We start from the raw sequence: 17,835 nt of genomic DNA on the forward strand, positions 1-17,835 counted from the left end.
GTAGGTCAGGCGCTCTTGCGCCGTTGTGCCCGAAGGATGGCCAGACGCTCGTTCAGCACCTCTTCGAGGTCTTCGATCGTGCGGCGCTCGAGTAGCATGTCCCAGTGAGTGCGCGGTGGCTTGGCCTTCTTCTGCTGCGGCTGCTCGGCGTCCACCCTTAGGGCGGTGGCGCCGCAACTGCGGCACTCCCAGGTCGCCGGGATCTCCGCCTCCGCGGCAAGGGGCACGTCAAAGCGATGGCCCTTCGGGCAGGTGTAAGGCACCTCCTGGCGCGGGGCCAGATCGGTGTTGCGGTCGTTCTCGTAGCTGGTGGCTCCGAGACGGGTACCGCGAAGTGCACGCTCGCCCATGTTTCAATGCCTCCTGAGGGCCCCATCGTGAGGGGTGGGTCTCCACGGCTTACAACGCTTGATACCGTGGATGGATTCCCACCCTGAGGGTGATCCAATCGCGCCATTTCGCACGGCCCTCGATATCCGCCGATCTCCCGCTCCCCGCCGGCCGGACGCGCGGGCGCCCGGCCTGGCCGGAGATCAGATGTGCGAAGGCACCTGGTTTCCCGCCTCCCTGATCGTCCGTGGAAGATTCACCGCCAGCAGCAGCGCGAACCCCGCCACGAAGAACACCAGCAGCGACAGGATGGCCACGCGGTAGCTGCCGGTGAGCTGCAGCGCCAGGGTCAGCGTGAACGAGCCGAGCAGGGCCGAGCCCTTGTCGCTGATCTCGAACAGGCTGAAGTACTCCGCCTCCTTGCCCGGCGGGATCACCAGCGAGTACAGCGACCGCGATAGGGCCTGCGTGCCGCCGAGCACGATGGCGATGAGGAACGCGATCGCGAAGAACGCCGCCGCCGCGCCCTTCGGCAGGAAGTACGACACCGCGACCACGCCCGTCCAGACCACCAGGCTGGCCAGCACCGTGCGCTTGGTGCCGTATCGCGCCCCCAGCCGGCCGAGCAGCAGGGCGCCGCCGAAGGCGACGAACTGCACCATGAGGATGGCGCCGATCTGGACGTTCTTGCCCAGCCCCAGCTCCTGGTCGGCGTAGGTCGCCGAGAACGAGATCACCGTCTGCACGCCGTCGTTGTAGACCAGGTAGGCCAGCAGGAACAGCAGGCTGCGCGGGTAGCGGCGCAGGCCGGCGATGGTGCGGCCGAGCTGGCGGAAGCTGCCGGTGACCGCCCGGACGGGCGTGGCGTCGTGGGCCTCCACCGGGCGGTTGCGCAGCCGCAGCAGCGGGATGATCGTGAACACCGCCCACCACACGCCCGCGGAGGCCAGGCTGATGCGCACCGCGAGGCCCTCTTCGATCCCGCTGCCCAGGTAGAGCGCCAGGTTGATCGCCAGCAGGGCGAAGCCGCCGAGGTAGCCGAAGGCCCACCCGCGCGAGGACACCGCGTCGCGCTCCTCGGCCCCGGCGATCTGCGGCAGGAACGAGTTGTAGACCACCATGGCGGCGCCGAAGGAGACGTTGGCGATGATGAAGAGCACGCCGCCGAGCAGGTAGGCGTCACCGGCGACGAAGTAGAACCCCAGCGTGGCCGCCGCGCCGAGGTAGGCGAACAGCGTGAGCAGTTCCCGCTTGCGTCCGGTGTGGTCGGCCAGGGCGCCGGCGATCGGCATGATCAGGATCTGCAGCACCACGGACGCCGACACCACCGCGGAGAAGTACGCCTCGGCGCGGACGTCCAGACCGAGGAAGCCGACGAAGCCGTCCGCGCCCGCCGCCCGCCTGGCCAGCGAGGTGAGGTAGGGGCCCAGGAAGACCGTGACGACCGTCGTCTGGAACCCCGAGTTGGCGAAGTCGTACCAGTACCACCCCCTTTGCTCGCGCTTGCGAATCTCTGCGGAGTCTTCGACGACGGAGGTGCTCATTGGGGTCTCCTGATGGGGGATGCAGGGGCACAGGGCGAGGTCACAAGGTCACGGGCTCACGGCGGAGGGGGACAGGCCGGGGGCCTGGCGCGGTGGACGCGGGGCCGTGGCGGAGCCCGGCGCGAGGGGGCGCCGGCTCACGAGGAGCACGGGAAGGGCCGGCCGCGGGTCCGGTGTCCGCCCCCTCCCGAGGGGCGCGGCCGGGCCCCTCGCGGGGAGCCGGTCACGCGCGGGCGGCCGGCTGCCGGGGATGCCACTGGCCCCGGGCCTGCAGGACGTCGCGCAGCCCCGAGATGTTGTCGGTCATGATGCCGTCGACGCCGAGGTCGAGCAGCCGTTCCATGACGCGCGGGTCGTCGACGGTCCACACGTGCACCTGCATGCCGAGGGCGTGGGCCGTGCGGACCAGAGCCCGGGTGGTCACGCGCATCCCGCGGAACCCGACGGGCACCTGCGCGCAGGGGACGCCCTCCCGGGCAAGGCCGCCGAGCAGCCGGCCGTACCCCGAGCCCATGGCGGCGGCCCGCAGCCGGGCGACCCCGCGCGGGCCGAGCGCCGAGCAGATCGGGCGGCCGACCGCCATGCGGGCCCGGGCGAGGCGCATGTCGGAGAAGGACGTCAGGCACACCCGGTCGTAGGCGTTGGTGTGGCGGATCGCCTCGGCCAGCGGGCCGATCGCCGGGGCCTCCTTGACGTCGATGTTGACCCGCACGTCCGGCCAGGTGCCGAGGACCTCCGTCAGCAGAGGGATCTCCTCCACGCCGCCGATGCGGGCCCGGCGCACCTCGCGGTAGGGCAGGGCGGCGACCCGGCCGTGACGGTCGGTCACCCGGTCGAGCGTGTGGTCGTGGAAGGCCAGCAGCACGCCGTCGGACGTGGCGTGGGCGTCGGTCTCCAGGTAGGAGTACCCCATCTCGACGGCCCGGGAGAAGGCGGCCATGGTGTTCTCCCGGCCTTCCGCGGCTCCGCCCCGGTGGGCGAAGGCGAGCGGTCCGGGATGGTCCAGGAACGGGTAACGGCGTTGCACGACGAGGAGTATCCCCTGAGTAAGGCTGTCACGTCAGCCTACCCAGGTGAACATTCGGGCACGAACCCCGCGCAAGGTCTCGGCCGGGGTGTTCCGGCGCGGGACGCGGAGCCGGCGTCAGTCGATCTCGGCGTCGGCGTCGGCGGGATCCAGGGTGGTGGAGGGGTCGGCGGCGGACCATTCCTGGCGGCGCGCCTCGGCCAGGACGATGGCGGCGGCCACTCCGACGTTGAACGAGCCCACGCGGCCCACCTGGGGGATGTAGAGCACCTCGTCGGCGGCCTCCAGGAGCGCGGGGGAGCAGCCGTGGTCCTCGCTGCCCAGCACCAGGCACACGTCGCGGTCGAGCCGCGCCCGGTGCAGCGGCACCGCGTCGCCGGTCAGCTCGATGGCGACCACGGTGTAGCCCTCCTGCTTGGCCGCGCGGACCGCGTCCAGGGCCGGGACGGCGTCGTGCCAGGTGACCAGCCGGTCGGTGCCGAGCGCGGTCTTCTGCACCTTGGGGTTGGTGGGCGGGGTGGCGTTGCCGGCCAGCCACAGCTGCTCGGCGCCGAACGCGGCCGCTGTGCGGAAGATCGAGCCGACGTTGAAGGGCCCCGTCACCGACTCCAGGATCAGCGACAGCCGGTTCTGGGTGCCCCGGCGCCAGACGCGGTTGAGCCGCTTGACGTCGGTGGGGCGCAGCTGCCTGCGGGTGCCTGTGCTCATCGGGCGTTCAACGCTCCTCGTCTTCTGTGACGGCGTCTTCTGCGGCGGCGCCGTCTGCGGAGAACTGGTCTGCGGCCGGCTCGGCCGAGGGGCGCGCGGCGACCCGCAGCACGCGGTAGGCCGACCGGGACGCCGCCCGCGTCGCCTCCCAGCCCTGCTCGCCGAGCCACCGCTGCAAGGAGTCGGAGCCGAGGTGCTTCTGCACCACCAGGTACGCCGTGCCGTCGGGGGCGAGCAGGTCGAGCCAGCGGGTGAGCATGGCGTGCAGGGCGGGCTTGCCGATGCGGATGGCCGGGTTGGACCAGATCGCCGAGAACCGCACCTGCGGCGGCACCTCGTCCACATGCACCGCTCTTACTTTGTAAAGGCCGGCGCTTCGGGCATTGCGGTCACACAGCTCCAGCGCCCGCCGGTTGACGTCCACCGCCCACACCGTCGCCTCGGGCGCCCGGGACGCCATGGTGAGCGCGACCGGCCCGTACCCGCAGCCGAGGTCGAGCAGGTCGCCCTGCTGGGGCGGAGGCGGCACGCTTTCGAGCAGCACGCGGGTGCCGGCGTCCAGCCGGCCGGGGGAGAAGACGCCGCTGTCGGTGGCGAGGCGCAGGTGCAGATCAGGCAGCACCACGTCGACCGTGCCCGGCCGGGCGGCCGCGCCGGGCCGCTCGTCGAAGTAATGTGCCCCCTTGGACGTCACGTGCAGAGACGTTACCAACCGCGCGGCGGTGCTCGTGATCCGGCGGCGCCGCGCCGTCCCCGGCGGGCCGCCACCGCCGCCGTCGGGCCGCCGCCGTCGGGCCGCAGGCGGCGGACGTCGTCAGGGCAGGCGGGCGCCGAGGAGCATGGCGGCCCCGGCCACCAGCAGGCCCGCCAGGACGCCGGCCACGGTGAACCACTGGCCGATCTCCTGGTGGACGATGCGGTAGCCGAGCGAGCTGCCGATCTGGCTGTACACCTCGCGCAGCTGGTCCCCCGACTCGGCGGTGTAGGCGCGCCCGCTGGTGCCGTCGGCCAGCGTCTGCAGCGTGGTCTTGTTGACCGGCACCTGCACGTCGCGCCCGTCGATGCTGACCGTTCCGTCCGGAGTGCCGTAGGCGATGGTGGAGACCGGGACGTGCAGGGCCGCCGCGGCCTGGACGGCCTCGTTGACCGAGCGGCCCGAGGTATTGTCGCCGTCCGACAGCAGCACGATGGCCGAGGGCGGCGGGTCGGTCACCGCGCGCTGGTCGAACGAGCGCACCGAGTCCAGCGAGTTGAACACCGCCTCGCCGATGGCGGTCCCGGGCCGGGTGGACAGGTTGCCGATCGCGGTGATCACCGCCAGGTGGTCGGTGGTCGGCGAGATGACCACCGCCGCCGAGCGGGCGAAGGAGACCAGGCCCACGTTGAACCGCTCGGGGAGGTCCTTGACGAACTGCTGGGCCGCCTGCTGGGCGGCCACCAGCCGGGTGGGGGTGACGTCGGCGGCCTCCATCGACAGCGAGATGTCCACCGCGATGATGATCGTCGCGCGGTCCCTGGGCACCCGTGTGGCGTCGGCCGGCCGGGCGGCGGCCGTGATCAGCAGGGCCATCATCAGCAGGAACAGCGCCGCGGGCACATGGCGCCGCCACCCGGGCCGTTCAGGGGCGACCAGGCTGAGCAGCGCCAGGTTGGTGAACCGCATGGCGTAGCGGCGGCGGGCGAACTGCGTGTACACGTACGCCGCCACGACGAGGGCGAGCGCCGCGAACAACCACAGCCATCCGGGAGACAGAAAGATCACGCGCCCGCCCTCCTGGTGGGGTGCCGCCCGGCGAGATGGGCGGTACGCCGGTGCCTGAGGGTGTACTGGACGATGTCGTACACCCAGTCGCGGTCGGTGCGCAGGACCAGATGGCCGGCGCCGCACCGGCGCAGCGCCAACCGGTTGGCGTCCCGCTGCGCCGCCGCCGCCTCGGCGTACGCGCGGCGGATCTTCGGGGTGAGGCGGACCTCTCTCGTGCGCCCGGTCTCGGGGTCGGTCAGGGCGACCAGCCCCACGTCCGGCAGCTCCAGTTCGCGCGGGTCGAGCACCTCCACGGCGAGCACCTGGTGGCGGGCGGCCAGGCGGCGCATCGGCCGCTCCCAGTCGCGCTCGGTCTCGGGGGCGCCGTCCCGGCCGAGGTCGAGGAAGTCGGAGACGACCACGCGCAGGCCCCGCTTGCGCCGTGCCCTGCTCAGCAGGTCGATGGCCTCGGCCAGGCGGGTGGGCCCGGAGACGGGGGCGCCGCGCGGGGCGTCGAGCAGGCTCTGCAGCAGCGCGTACATGGCCGGGCGGCCGGTGCGGGCGGGCAGGCGGTGGACCTGGTCGCCGTGGATGACGTAGGCGCCGAACCGGTCGCCGATGCGGCTGGTGAGAAAACCGATGGCGCCCGTCGCCGCGACGACCAGGTCGCGCTTCTCCATCTCGGCGGTGCCGAAGTCCATGCTGGGGGACAGATCGGCCAGCACCCACGTCTCGAGCTCGCGGTCGGCGACCAGGTCGCGGACGTGCGGGATGGTCGTGCGGGCGGTGACCGACCAGTCCATGCGGCGCACGTCGTCCTCGCCGGGCACGTACACCCTGCTGTCGCCGGGCTCGCTGCCCGGGCCGGGCAGCAGCCCCTGGTGCTGGCCGTGCAGCAGGCCGTCCAGGCGGCGGACCACGGTGAGCTCCAGGCGCCGCAGAGCGTGCTCGGGACCCGCCGCGTGCCCGCCGCCGGTGGCCGGAGCGTCCAGGCCGGCCGGGGCGTTCGGGCCGCTCATCGCTGCGCCTGGTTCCAGACGACGAGCGGAGGCGGCACGGCGGCCAGGATCTGGCGCACCACGTCCTCGGGCTCGACACCGTCGGCCAGCGCGTCGAAGGTCAGCATCAGGCGGTGGCCCATGACGTCCAGGGCGACGTCGCGGACGTCGTCGGGCAGCAGGTAGTCGCGTCCGCGCAGCAGCGCCAGCCCGCGCCCGGCGGCCACCAGGCCGAGGGTGGCGCGCGGGCTCACCCCGATCTCGATGGCCTCCTCCAGCTCGCGCAGCCCGTACTCGGCGGGGGAGCGGGTGGCCATGACCAGGCGCACCACGTAGTCGGCGACGAGCTGGTGCACCGAGACCTGGTCGGCGAGCTTCTGCAGCGCCATCAGCCGCGCCGGGTCGAGCACCTGGGAGGGCGACGGCGGTGAGACGCTCATACGGTGCAAAATCTCGAGCTCCTCACCGGCGCTCGGGTGGGCGACGGCCACCTTGAACAGGAACCGGTCGCGCTGCACCTCCGGCAGCGGATAGACGCCCTCGGACTCGATGGGGTTCTGGGTGGCCAGCACGATGAACGGCTTCGGCAGCGGGTGGGTGCGCCCCGCCAGGGTGACCTGCCGCTCGGCCATGACCTCCAGCAGCGCCGACTGCACCTTGGCCGGGGCCCGGTTGACCTCGTCGGCGAGCAGGAAGTTGACGAACACCGGGCCGAGCTCGATGTCGAAGCGCTCGCTCGACGGGTGGTACACCCGGGTGCCGACGATGTCGCTCGGCACCAGGTCGGGGGTGAACTGGATGCGCGCGAACGTGCCGCCCACCACGGTCGCCAGGGTGGAGGCGGCCAGGGTCTTCGCGACGCCGGGCACCCCCTCCAGCAGGCAGTGACCGCGTGCCAGCAACGCCACCAGCAGCCTTTCGATCATGTGGTCCTGGCCGACGATCACGCGCCGGACCTCGGCGAGGGACTGCTGGAGGAGACGGAGGTCCGCGTCGGCACCTTCGTCCGGCCCGGGCCCGTCACTGCGCTCTTCGGCAACGGTCATGCGGCCATTCCATCAAACACGACGCAAAGGTGCACGGCACCGTCGCGGTGAGCCGGGTGTCGTGGTGTGCTTTCATGGCTGCGTGGCCACTCCGCTCCAGTACGGCGACCCTCCTCGGCTGGGTTCGTACGTCGTGCAGGCGCGGCTCCAGTCGCTCGCCACGGGGTTCGTCTACCTGGCGCAGGACGACGAGGGGCGCGCGGTGTCCATCGCGCTGCTCACCCGCGGCGCCGCGCTGGACGCGGCGGCCCGCGAGCGGTTCCTGGCGGCGGTCCGGCTGGCCGCGCCCGCCCGCGGCGGCGTGCGCGGGTGGATGGCGCGTGCGCGCGGCCGCGCGCCGGCGGGCGCGCCGCAGGTCATCGCCATGGACGACGGGCCGGCGCCGTGGGTGGCGGTGCCGTACGCCCCCGGCGGAGTCGGCGCGGCGTGGTTCCTGCGGTCGGTGCTGGTCAGCGGCACGCTGATCGGCGAGGCCCACGGGCCCGACTTCGTCCCCTACTGGCTCGGCGACCGGGCGCCCGCGGTGCCGGCGCCGCCGCCCGCCGCGCCGCCCGCGACCGAGACGCGGCGCGCGGTGCTCGTGGCGTTGTCGACGCTGGTCGTGCTGCTGGTGCTGACGGGGGCGATCTCCTGGCTGCTGCTGGGCCGCGACGACGACACCCTGCCGCCCTCGCGGCCGCTGCCGCCGACGATGTTCGTGCCGACGCCGCCGCCGCTGCCCTCGCCCGACGACACCCTGAAGCCCTCGCCGACCCCTTCCCCGGGGGACAGCGACAGCAGTTCCCCGCGCCCGAGCCTGCCCGACGACAGCGGCGAGCCCATTTAGATGGCGCTCGCTCCGCTCGCGCGGCGTGAGACCGCCTTTGAGCCGGCGGCCTTCGGTCGTCCCCCTGAAGCACTCGTTCCTCGCACTTCAGGGCTCCTCCCTCAGACCACCGGCGCGGTTTCACGCGCTAGATGGCGCTCGCTCCGCTCGCGCGGCGTGAGACCGCCTTTGAGCCGGCGGCCTGCGGGCTGAGACCGGGGCGGGCGTCAGCGGGGTGGGACGCGGACGGCGGGGGCGGCCAGCGCGACGAACAGGGCGAGCACGGCCGGGATGGCCAGCGCGCGCGACAGGCCCAGCAGCTCGGCGGCGGCGCCGATCAGCACCGGGCCGGTCAGGAAGCCCAAGTAGCCAATGCTCGCCACCCGGGCGAGGGCCCGCCCGGCGCGGGACGGGTCGCGGTTGCCGGCCGCGGAGAACACCTGGGGGACGATGCACGACAGACCGGCTCCGAAGCAGCCGAACCCGATCACCCCGGCCAGTGGATGGCTGATGAGCAGGGCCGTCGCCAGCCCGGCCCCGGCGAGCGTCCCGCAGGAGCGCACGAGCGCCACCGGGCCGAAACGGGCCGCGAGGCGGTCGCCGGCCAGCCGGCCGGCGGTCATCGCGATCGAGAAGGCGGCGTAGGCGGCGGCGGCGAAGCCGGGCGAACTGCCGAGGTCCTCGCGCAGGTAGACCGAACTCCAGTCGGCCGAGGCGCCCTCGCCGACCATGCAGCAGAAGCCGAGCAGGCCGAGCAGCAGCACCCATCCGGCTCCCTGGCCGAGTTCCGCCTTCCCGGCGTCCGCGGCGCTTCGCGGCCGGGGGGTGTCCTGGGGCGCGGTGGCGGGCAGCAGGCGCGCGGTCAGGACGGCCGGCACGGCGAGCAGGACGCCGCCGGCGGCGAAGGTGGCCGCCGGGCCGGCGCCCGCGTGCGCGGACAGGCCGCCGAGCGCGGCGCCGAGGAACCCGCCGATGCTGAACACGGCGTGGAAGGACGACATCAGCGGGCGTCCCCACTCGCGCTCGACCTCCACGGCGCGCGCGTTCATCGCCACGTCGAGCATGCCGTGGACGACGCCGAACACGACGAGCGAGGCGGCCAGCGACGCCAGTGAGGGCATGAGGGCGGGCAGCGGCAGGACGGCCGCCTGGGTGAAGCCGAGCGGCACCGTGATCCGCGTGGCGCCGTACCGGTCGACCAGCCGCCCGACGAGCTGCATCCCGGCGAGCGCGCCCGCCGCGATGGCCAGCAGGGCGACGCTGAGCTGCCCGTCGCCGAGGCCCAGACCTTCCTTGAGCGCCGGGATGCGGGAGGTCCACACGCCGATGGCCGCCCCGGGGATGAGGAAGGCGAAGGACACGCCGATGCGTGAGCGGCGCAGGGCCGCTTGGCGGTGGACGGTGAGCGTCATGCGGCGACGCGCACGGTGACGCCGGCGGCGGTGAACGCCTCGCGCTGGTCGCGCGGGATGCCCGCGTCGGTGACCAGCACGTCGACCCGGGCGGGCGGGCAGACGGCGGCGAAGGCCGTCTGGCGGAACTTCGCGGAGTCGGCGGCGACGACGACCCGGCGGGCCGAGGCGATCGCGGCCTGCTTGACCGCGACGTCCTCCAGGTCGTGGGCGGTGATCCCGTGCTCGGCCGACATGCCGCAGCAGCCGATGACGGCGGTGTCGAAGCGCAGGGAGGCGATGGTGTTCACGGCGAGCGGCCCGGCGATGTTCAGTTCGCCGTGCCGCACCTCGCCGCCGGGCAGCACCAGCCGGATGCGAGGGCCGTCGCTCAGAGCCTGGATCGCCTGCACCGACAGCGGCAGCACGGTGAGCCTTCGATCGCGGATCTCGCGGGCGACGGCCAGCGCGGTGGTGCCGCCGTCCAGCAGGATCGCCTCGCCGTCGGTGAGCAGGCCGGCGACCTCCGCGGCGATGCGGCGCTTGGCGTCCTGCGCCTCGTGTTCGCGCACGCCGAAGGGCGGCTCCTCGCCGCGCAGCAGCAGGCTCTGGGCGCCGCCGCGGAAGCGCCGCACGATGCCCTGCTGGGCGAGTTCGTCCAGGTCGCGGCGGATGGTCATCTCCGAGACGCCGTGCTGCTCCGCCAGCTCGGCGACCGACACGCTGTCCGCGGTCATCAGGGCGTCCATGATCGCCCGCAATCGATCCATATGTTCATATGAACATTTTTGGTGTTTGTTTGGCAAATGATGGAGACTGGGGGTGTGCGTGCGAGCCGGTTGATCTCCTTGCTGCTGCTCCTCCAGGCGCGCGGCCGCATGACGGCCACGGAGCTCTCGGAGGAGCTCGAGGTGTCCGTGCGCACCGTCTACCGCGACGTGGAGGCGCTGTCGTCGGCCGGCGTCCCGGTCTACGCCGACCGGGGCCCCGCGGGCGGTTACCGGCTGCTGGACGGCTACCGCACCCGGCTCAACGGCCTGACCGCCGAGGAGGCGTCCTCGCTGTTCCTGGCCGGGCTGCCCGGCCCGGCCGCCGAGCTCGGCCTGGCCGAGGTGGCCGCCGCCGCCGAGCTCAAGCTGCTGGCCGCCCTGCCGCCCGAGCCGCGCTCGCAGGCCTCGCGCATGCGCGAGCGGTTCCTGCTGGACGTCCCCGGCTGGTACCGCGACGCCGACGCCGCGCCCCACCTGGGGGAGGTCGCCGACGCGGTGTGGGAGGGGCGCAAGCTGCGCATGGTCTACCGGCGCTGGGGTCCCGCCGACGTCGTGCGGCAGGTCAGCCCGTACGGCCTGGTCCTCAAGGGCGGCTCGTGGTACCTGGTGGCGGCGCCCGACGGCGCGGCGGCGCGCACCTACCGCGTCTCGCGCATCGTGTCGCTGGAGGTGCTGCCCGACCGCTTCGCCCGTCCCGAGGACTTCGACCTCGGCGCGTTCTGGCAGAGGTACACGGTCGAGTTCCTCGACCGCATGTACACCGCCGAGGCCACCGTACGGGTGGCGCCCGGCTTCGAGGAGCTGCTGCGCTACACGCTGGGGTCGCGGCCGGTCGACGCGGCGCTGGCCGAGGCCGGCGCGCCGGACGAGGACGGCTGGACGATCCTGCGGCTGCCCGTGGAGTCGGTCAGGCACGGCTGCCGGCAGCTGCTGCGCATGGGCGCGGACCTGGAGGTGCTCGGTCCGCCGGAACTGCGCGAGCTGATGGCCGACACGGTGTCGCGCCTGGCGGCCATGTACGGCGCCGCCGCCCGCGACGACGCCGGCGAGATCACCCGGTCGGCGCCACGCTGAGGGCCCGCTGGTTCGTCCGGTCGGCGCCGCGCTGAGGGTCCGGCGAGGTCATCCGGTCGGCGCCACGCTGAGGGTGACGTCGTGGGAGGGGAAGGCGGGCCGGGGGACCGACTTGGGGGAGACGACGACGACCGGGCAGGGGGCGCTCATGATGCACGCGGCGAGCACCGGGGTGGCGGCGACCGGCGTGCCGGGCTGGGGGTCGCGGATGCCGAGCACCAGCATCTCGGCGCCCTCGCACTCGGTGAGCAGCACCTGGGCGGGCGGCCCGTGCGCGACGATCGGCTCCAGGTAGGGCGCCACGCGGGCGACGGCGCGGCGGGTCTGCTCCCTGGCCGCCGCGTACTCCTCGTCGTGGGAACGCCAGGTGCCCATCGGCGCGTACGACGCGCGGTGCTGCCCCGACCACTGCCAGGCGTGCACCGGGTGGATCGTCGCCCCCCGGAGCCGGGCCTCGCCGATCGCCCAGCGCAGGGCGGCCGTCGCGGCGGGGGAGTGGCTCACGCCCACGACGATGCGTGGCCGAGTCGTGTTGTGCGTCACGGGGACCTCCTCCCCATCGATCATCGCGTGAATGAGGTGACGAGCCGCCAAAGCTCCGGGAAATACTCACTAAATGTCACAATACTCGCACAATACGTCACTGACGGTTGTGAGTCCGTCACCCACCCCGCCGCCACGCCCGCTCCTGCGCGCCTCGCCGGCACTGAAGTGATCTACAATGTAAAGGCGGCGGCATCGTTCTGTTCACGATTTCAGCAGGCGATGCGCACCCGGCCCCCGCTCGCCGAGAGCGTCCTCGGGGTTGGCCAGAGCGCAGATGTCGATCGACAGGCAGCCGCAGCCGATGCAGTCGGCGAGGCGGTCGCGCAGCTGCTCCAGTTGCCGGATGCGGGTGTTGAGGTCGTCGCGCCAGCACTGCGACACCCGGGCCCAGTCCTCGCGGGTGGGGGTGCGTTCCTCGGGCAGCAGGCCGAGGACCTCCTTGATCATGGCGAGGGGGATGCCGACGCGCTGGGACGCCCGGATGAAGGCGACCCGGCGCAGGGTGTCGCGGGTGTACCGCCGCTGGTTGCCGGCCGTGCGATCGCTGCGGATCAGGCCCTGGCGCTCGTAGAAGCGCAGGGCCGACGCCGGCACCCCGCTGCGCTCGGACAGTTCGCCGACCGTCAGCCGCGTCGCCTGCCAGGAGACTCGTGTCATGACGCCAAGGCTAACCGGACCTGAACATTGGTTCAGGTCCGGCGGTGCCCCCCGCCCTGGCCGGCGTGAGGTGACCGCGCCGCGTTCTCAACGGCGGTCGACGATCCCTTGCTCGGGCAAGCGCGATGTGCGGGCCGGTGGCGGCGGCGCGGCGCGCGGTCCCGGGCATGCGGGCACGGCCCCGGTCAAGATCCTTGGGCGGGGTGTGCCGCTGGGGTGGCCTCGTCAGGAGGCGGGGAGCGCGGCGCGCGCCTCGTCGGCGGTGGGGTAGGTGGAGAAGGCGTCGGCCACGCCGGTCAGGCGGAAGGTGCGCTGGATGCGCGCGTTCAGTCCGGCGAGCGCGACGCTTCCCTCGCGCGTGGCGAGGGTGCGCCTGGCGCCGAGGAACACGCTGATGCCGGTGGAGTCGCAGAAGGCCAGGCCGGTGACGTCGATGATCAGATGCCGGCACTGATCGTCGTAGGCCCTGTCCAGCGCCTTCTGCAGCAGCGGGGCGCTGCCGTGGTCCAGTTCCCCCGACAGGACCAGCGTGCGCACCGAAGAGGGGTGGCCGTCGGCGCAGCCGCCGTCGACCTGCACGGTGAAGTTCATGGGCGACCTATTCGGGGGGTGAGCACTGGGCCAGCGGGGACGGCGAGGGAGGGCACGGGGGGCGGGGGCCCGGTGTGGTGACCGGGACCGGCCCGCGTTCCAACAGCTGATGCTCCACATCGGTGACGATATGCGAAGCGGCCACGCCTGCCCACAGAAAAGCCATGCTTGATCGGTAGGTCGGTAAGTCGGGATCTCTCTGGGGCGGCTCGGGCCGTCAGGCCGGTGGCGTGCCGGCTATCGCCTGGCGCAGCACCACGGCCGAGCCGCTGGCGTCCCGCGTGATGCGCAGTTCGTCGCACAGCTGTTGCATGAGCCACAGGCCGCGGCCGCGCAGCGTCGTCACCCCCGGGTTGCCGGCGTTGGCGTGGGACGGCACCAGCCGTCCGAGGCGGTCGTGCACGGCCACGGTCACCGACTGGTCGTCGTGCCAGGCTTGGACGTGGCCTTCGCCGTGGGCGTGGTCGAGCACGTTGGCGGCGGCCTCGTTCACCGCCAGCACCAGGTCTTGCAGGCGGACGCCGGACAGGCCGGCCCTCGCGGCGTAGCCGCGCACCTGTCCCCGCAGGGTGCTGAGATCATCGGTGATCGGCCACTGCGCGGACGCATGCCCCCTGCGATCCACCGGCACCCTCCTGCCACGCCGCGAGTCGTTCACCTTGCCATAACTGCGCCACCGGCTTGACCATAACGCCTGGACGTCCTGGGTCACGCACCGGCCAGTCTTCCATTCCCGGGCGACGCGGCGTGCGTACAAAGGCACGGTACGGGAGAACGTCGCGCCACGCCCCGGGACGGATGAAAACTGGTGCTACCCGATATGCGTCTTGGTAAAAGGCCTCGCGGCGCCTCGCTGGGCGGGGAGGCGCCGTCCGGCGGAGACCACGGGGATGGCGCGGTCCGCGAGAATGGAGCCGGTCGGGGTCGAGGGAAGGGACGGGGAGGCCGTGCGGGTCGGGATCCTCGGGCCGTTGTGGGTTCAGGACGCGAGCGGGGACACCGTCGAGGTCTCGGGCGCGCGGCTGAGGGCCTTGCTGGTGCGGCTGGCCCTCGATCCGGGGGGTGTGGTCACGGTCGGCCGTCTGGTGGACGACCTGTGGCCGGGGGAGCCTCCGGTCAATCCGGTGGCGGCGTTGCAGTCCCTGGTGGCGCGGCTGCGGCGCGAGCTCGGCGAACGGGACGCGGTCGTCTCGCATCCGTCGGGATACCGGCTCGGCGTGGCGGGGCCTGCCGTCGACGCGTGGGTCTTCGACCGCCAGGTGGCGCGTGGCGTGGCCGCCTTGCGCGCCGGCGACCCGGGCGGCGCCGGGCGGCTGCTGCGCGAGGCGCTGGAGCTGTGGCGGGGGCCGGCGCTGGTGGACGCCGCCCGTTTCCCCTACGCCGCCGCGCCCGCCGCGCGGCTGGCCGAGCTGCGGCTGGCGGCGCTGGAGGCCCGGGTGGACGCCGACCTGGCGTGCTCGGTCCCCGGGCTGGTCGCGGAGCTGGAGGAGCCGGCCGCCGAGCATCCCACGCGTGAGCCGTTGCAGGCCCGGTTGATGCGGGCGCTGTGCGCCGAGGGCCGCCGGGCCGACGCGCTGGAGGTGTACGAGCGGGTGCGGGCGGCGCTGGCCGGGCGGCTCGGCGTGGATCCGGGGCCGGAGCTGCGCGCGGCCCATCTGGACGCCCTGCGCGCCGATCGTCCCGCCCCGGAGGCGGCTTCGGCCCGCGGACGGTTTCCCGGTCACGCGGGCGTGCCCGGCGGGCCGCCGGCCGATGATGTGACCTCGCCGGCCGATGATGTGACCTCGCCGGCCGATGGTGTGACCTCGCCGGGTGGGGCGCCGGCCGGTGAGGCGGGGCCGCGTGGCGTGCGGCCGTCCGACGGCGGTGTCTGGCCGGGTGGGGCGACGGCGGGGATGCCGGTGGAGGTCGCGGGGAACCTTCCGGCGCCGTTGACGAGCCTGGTGGGCAGGCAGGAGGACCTGAGCAGGGTCGCCGAGCTGTTGCGGGGCTCGCGTCTGGTCACCGTGACCGGGCCCGGAGGAGCGGGCAAGACCCGGCTGGCGGTGGAGGCGGCGCGGCGCGAACGGGCGCCGGACGGGGTGTGGCTGGTCGAGCTGGCGCATGTCGCGCGGCCGTCCGGTGTCGCGTCGGCCGTCCGGGCGGCGCTGGCCGGTGCGGGCCTGCCTGCCGGCCTCGGCGGCTCGGCGCGGGCGGAGCCGGCCGAGCTGCTGTGCGCGTCGCTGGCCGGGCGCCGGGTGCTGCTGGTGCTGGACAACTGTGAGCATGTGGTGGAGGAGGTCGCCGAGCTGGTCCAGCGCCTGCTCGCCGCGGCGCCGGGGCTGCGGGTGCTGGCCACCGGCAGGGAGCCGCTCGGCGTCACCGGCGAGTCGCTGCATCCTGTGCCGCCGCTCGCGGTGCCCGAGGAGGACGCCGGGCCGGGTTCGGCGCTGTCCTTCGCCGCGGTCGCGCTGTTCGCCGAGCGCGCGGCGGCCGTCCGTCCGGGGTTCGCGGTCGACGAGGGGACGGTCGCGGACGTGGTCAGGCTGTGCCGGGAGCTGGACGGCATGCCGCTGGCGATCGAGCTGGCCGCCGCCCGGCTGCGTTCCCTGACCGCCGCCCAGGTCGCGGGGATGATCGGCGACCGGCTGGAGGTGCTGGGACGCGGCAGCCGGGCGGTGGAACGCCGGCACCGCACGCTGCGGGCGATGATCGACTGGAGCTGGGAGCTGCTCACCGAGGCCGAGCGGGTGGCGCTGCGGCGTCTGTCGGTGTTCGCGGGGGGCGGGGCGTTCTCGGGCGGGGCGTCGGCCGAGGCGGCGGCGCGGGTGTGCGGCGTGGGCCTGGAGGTGCTGGCGTCGCTGGTCGACCGGTCGCTGGTCGTCCACGCGGTGGAGGACGTCCGGCGGGGGGCGGGCTCGGGCGCGCCGGCGGGCGGGGACGGGGTGCGTTACCGGCTGCTTGAGACGGTGCGGCACTACGCGGCAGAGAAGCTCGCGGACGCCGGGGAGGAACTGGAGCTGCGGGCGGCGCACGCGGCGTACTTCCTCGATGCGGCCGAGCGTGCCGAACCGCTGCTGCGCGGGCCGGAGCAGGACGGCGCGCTGCGGTTGCTGGACGGCTGCCGGGGCGATCTGGACGCGGCGCTCGCCTACGCGGTCGCGGGCGGGCGGGCGGAGACGGCGGTCCGGCTGTTCGCCGCGCGCCTGTGGTCGTGGGTGATGCGAGGCAGGCGGCGGGAGGCGGCCGACTGGGCGGCGGCGGTGGCGCGGGTGGCCGGGGGCGCGCCTCCGCAGGGTCTGGCAGCCGAGCACGCGATGTGCCTCCTGCTGGCCTCGCCCGAGGGCACGTCCGCCGAGGGCGTGCCGGCCGGGAGTGGTTCGGCTGGGGGCGTCTCGACCCAGGGCGGTTCAGCCGAGGGCGTCTCGGCCGGGGACGGCTCGGCCGGGGGCGTGTCGACCCAGGGCGGTTCGACCCAGAGGGGTTCGGCCGAGGGCGTTTCGGCCCAAGGCGTCTTGGCCGGAGGCGGCTCGGTGGCCGTCGGGCCGGGGGAGTTGCTGGACCGGTTGTACGAGTCGGACCGGCCGGCCGTGCTGGGCTCGTGGGCGATCGTCGGCGGGCACGTCGGTGGCGTCGCGGACATCCGGCGTCGCGCGGCCGCCGCGGTCGAGCGGTTCGGCGGACACCCGGACGCGTGGTCGCGGGCCACGGCGCTGCTCGTCGAGGGCATCGTGGAGTTCGAGTTCACCGCAGGGGGCGCGCGGCGGGCGGAGGCGCTGCTGCGGTCGGCGTCGCGGGCCTACCGCGGGCTGGGCGAGCGGTGGGGGATGGCGATGGCGCTGTTCTGGCTGTCGCTGGTGTTGGAGAACCGCGGCGAGCCGGAGCGGGCGCTGGCGCTGCTGGAGGAGTCGGCGGCGCGCGCGGGAGAGATCGGCGGCGTGGACGCGCTGCCGGGGCCGGCGATGCTGCCCGTGCGGCTGGGCCAGTTACGCGCACGTACGGGCGATCTGGCCGGGGCGGAGGCGGTCCTGCGGGAGGCGCGGGCGGCGGCGGAGCGGGCCGGTGACGCGCTGGCGCAGGGGCGCACCTGGCACGCGCTGGGCGAGGTGTCGCGGCGCGCGGGCGATCCGGCGCGGGCACGCGCACGCCTGGACCGGGCGATGGAGCTGCTGACCCCGGCGCGTCCGGACGGCGCTCCCGGAGGCGCGCCGCCGCGCCTGCCGGCGGCTCCGCCGCAGTTGGTGGCGTTCGTGCGGCTGGAGGCGGCGCGGGTGGAGACGCTGGCGGGAGACCCGGTCGCGGGGCGGCGGCACCTGCGGCACGCGCTGGAGCTGATGGCGACGAGCCCGGACGACACCGCGCTGGCCACCGTTCTCGAAGGAGCGGCCGAGTGGCTGGCCGGCGCCGGCGAGCCGGGGCGCGCCGCCGCCGCGCTGGCGGCGGCGGCCCGGCTGCGGGGCGTGCCGCGCAGCGGCGACCGCGAGGTGGCCGCCCTGATCGCCCGGTGTGCCGGCGAACTCGGGGGGGAACGGTTCGCCGCCGCCTGGCGGGCCGGCGGCCCCTCGACCGCTGCGGACCTGGTCGCCGCCCTGTCCGGCTGAGACCAGGTCCGCTTTCGCGCGGGG

At 74.2% G+C, this 17,835-nt stretch carries 17 protein-coding genes; 3 read left to right on the forward strand and 14 right to left on the reverse strand.

Features of this window, described 5'->3' with window-relative positions; translation table 11 throughout:
* Window positions 1-5: 5 nt before the first annotated feature.
* The 8 genes from ACZ6QO_RS12620 to ACZ6QO_RS12655 all read right to left on the reverse strand — a co-directional run bounded on the left by ACZ6QO_RS12620 (window position 6) and on the right by ACZ6QO_RS12655 (window position 7,397).
* Entirely contained in the window at window positions 6-350 is a 345-nt protein-coding gene (locus tag ACZ6QO_RS12620; RefSeq protein WP_184981820.1) for an RNA polymerase-binding protein RbpA, read from the reverse strand.
* A 183-nt stretch (window positions 351-533) separates the two neighbouring features.
* Entirely contained in the window at window positions 534-1,874 is a 1,341-nt protein-coding gene (locus tag ACZ6QO_RS12625; protein WP_465850232.1) for an MFS transporter, read from the reverse strand.
* A gap of 223 nt (window positions 1,875-2,097) precedes the next feature.
* Window positions 2,098-2,901, reverse strand: a complete 804-nt coding sequence (locus ACZ6QO_RS12630; RefSeq protein ID WP_465850234.1) for a glycerophosphodiester phosphodiesterase — start codon at window positions 2,899-2,901, stop codon at window positions 2,098-2,100.
* 117 nt (window positions 2,902-3,018) lie between these two features.
* Window positions 3,019-3,609 carry an RNA methyltransferase gene (locus tag ACZ6QO_RS12635; protein WP_465850236.1) on the reverse strand — a complete coding sequence of 197 codons (591 nt, stop codon included), beginning with the start codon at window positions 3,607-3,609 and terminating at the stop codon, window positions 3,019-3,021.
* 7 nt (window positions 3,610-3,616) lie between these two features.
* Complete coding sequence (locus ACZ6QO_RS12640) at window positions 3,617-4,303, reverse strand: class I SAM-dependent methyltransferase (RefSeq protein ID WP_465850237.1); 687 nt, start codon at window positions 4,301-4,303, stop codon at window positions 3,617-3,619.
* Window positions 4,304-4,423: 120 nt separating this feature from the next.
* Window positions 4,424-5,371 carry a VWA domain-containing protein gene (locus tag ACZ6QO_RS12645; RefSeq protein WP_465850239.1) on the reverse strand — a complete coding sequence of 316 codons (948 nt, stop codon included), beginning with the start codon at window positions 5,369-5,371 and terminating at the stop codon, window positions 4,424-4,426.
* Window positions 5,368-6,372: a DUF58 domain-containing protein gene (locus ACZ6QO_RS12650; protein ID WP_465850241.1), complete on the reverse strand. Its 1,005-nt coding sequence runs from the start codon at window positions 6,370-6,372 to the stop codon at window positions 5,368-5,370. Before ACZ6QO_RS12650 ends, ACZ6QO_RS12645 begins: the two co-directional genes overlap by 4 nt.
* Window positions 6,369-7,397: an AAA family ATPase gene (locus ACZ6QO_RS12655; RefSeq protein ID WP_465850243.1), complete on the reverse strand. Its 1,029-nt coding sequence runs from the start codon at window positions 7,395-7,397 to the stop codon at window positions 6,369-6,371. Before ACZ6QO_RS12655 ends, ACZ6QO_RS12650 begins: the two co-directional genes overlap by 4 nt.
* Window positions 7,398-7,479: 82 nt before the next feature.
* Here ACZ6QO_RS12655 and ACZ6QO_RS12660 point away from each other — a divergent pair, with 82 nt between their 5' ends.
* Window positions 7,480-8,223: a hypothetical protein gene (locus ACZ6QO_RS12660; protein WP_465850245.1), complete on the forward strand. Its 744-nt coding sequence runs from the start codon at window positions 7,480-7,482 to the stop codon at window positions 8,221-8,223.
* 206 nt (window positions 8,224-8,429) lie between these two features.
* On the opposite strand, the gene ACZ6QO_RS12665 is transcribed toward ACZ6QO_RS12660, so the two are convergent.
* Both ACZ6QO_RS12665 and ACZ6QO_RS12670 read right to left on the reverse strand, forming a co-directional pair.
* A complete protein-coding gene (locus ACZ6QO_RS12665) occupies window positions 8,430-9,614 on the reverse strand; it encodes an MFS transporter (protein ID WP_465850246.1) in 1,185 nt (394 codons plus the stop codon).
* Window positions 9,611-10,363, reverse strand: a complete 753-nt coding sequence (locus ACZ6QO_RS12670; protein WP_465850247.1) for a DeoR/GlpR family DNA-binding transcription regulator — start codon at window positions 10,361-10,363, stop codon at window positions 9,611-9,613. The genes ACZ6QO_RS12665 and ACZ6QO_RS12670 overlap by 4 nt, the downstream gene beginning before the upstream one ends.
* Before the next feature lie 54 nt (window positions 10,364-10,417).
* On the opposite strand from ACZ6QO_RS12670, the gene ACZ6QO_RS12675 reads away from it, so the two are divergent.
* Window positions 10,418-11,437: a helix-turn-helix transcriptional regulator gene (locus ACZ6QO_RS12675; protein WP_465850248.1), complete on the forward strand. Its 1,020-nt coding sequence runs from the start codon at window positions 10,418-10,420 to the stop codon at window positions 11,435-11,437.
* Window positions 11,438-11,485: 48 nt separating this feature from the next.
* Here ACZ6QO_RS12675 and ACZ6QO_RS12680 read toward each other — a convergent pair whose 3' ends face one another.
* The 4 genes from ACZ6QO_RS12680 to ACZ6QO_RS12695 form a co-directional block, all read right to left on the reverse strand.
* Window positions 11,486-11,980, reverse strand: coding sequence for a universal stress protein (locus tag ACZ6QO_RS12680; protein ID WP_465850249.1), 495 nt, complete (start codon window positions 11,978-11,980; stop codon window positions 11,486-11,488).
* 204 nt (window positions 11,981-12,184) lie between these two features.
* Window positions 12,185-12,640, reverse strand: coding sequence for a redox-sensitive transcriptional activator SoxR (gene soxR, locus ACZ6QO_RS12685; RefSeq protein WP_465850250.1), 456 nt, complete (start codon window positions 12,638-12,640; stop codon window positions 12,185-12,187).
* A gap of 225 nt (window positions 12,641-12,865) precedes the next feature.
* Window positions 12,866-13,231: an STAS domain-containing protein gene (locus ACZ6QO_RS12690; RefSeq protein WP_465850251.1), complete on the reverse strand. Its 366-nt coding sequence runs from the start codon at window positions 13,229-13,231 to the stop codon at window positions 12,866-12,868.
* A 217-nt stretch (window positions 13,232-13,448) separates the two neighbouring features.
* Window positions 13,449-13,856: an ATP-binding protein gene (locus tag ACZ6QO_RS12695; protein WP_465850253.1), complete on the reverse strand. Its 408-nt coding sequence runs from the start codon at window positions 13,854-13,856 to the stop codon at window positions 13,449-13,451.
* 322 nt (window positions 13,857-14,178) lie between these two features.
* Between ACZ6QO_RS12695 and ACZ6QO_RS12700 the strand changes: the two genes are divergently transcribed.
* Complete coding sequence (locus ACZ6QO_RS12700; RefSeq protein WP_465850254.1) at window positions 14,179-17,811, forward strand: AfsR/SARP family transcriptional regulator; 3,633 nt, start codon at window positions 14,179-14,181, stop codon at window positions 17,809-17,811.
* Window positions 17,812-17,835: the final 24 nt, after the last annotated feature.

It is taken from the genome of Sphaerisporangium sp. NPDC049457 (genome assembly GCF_055586705.1).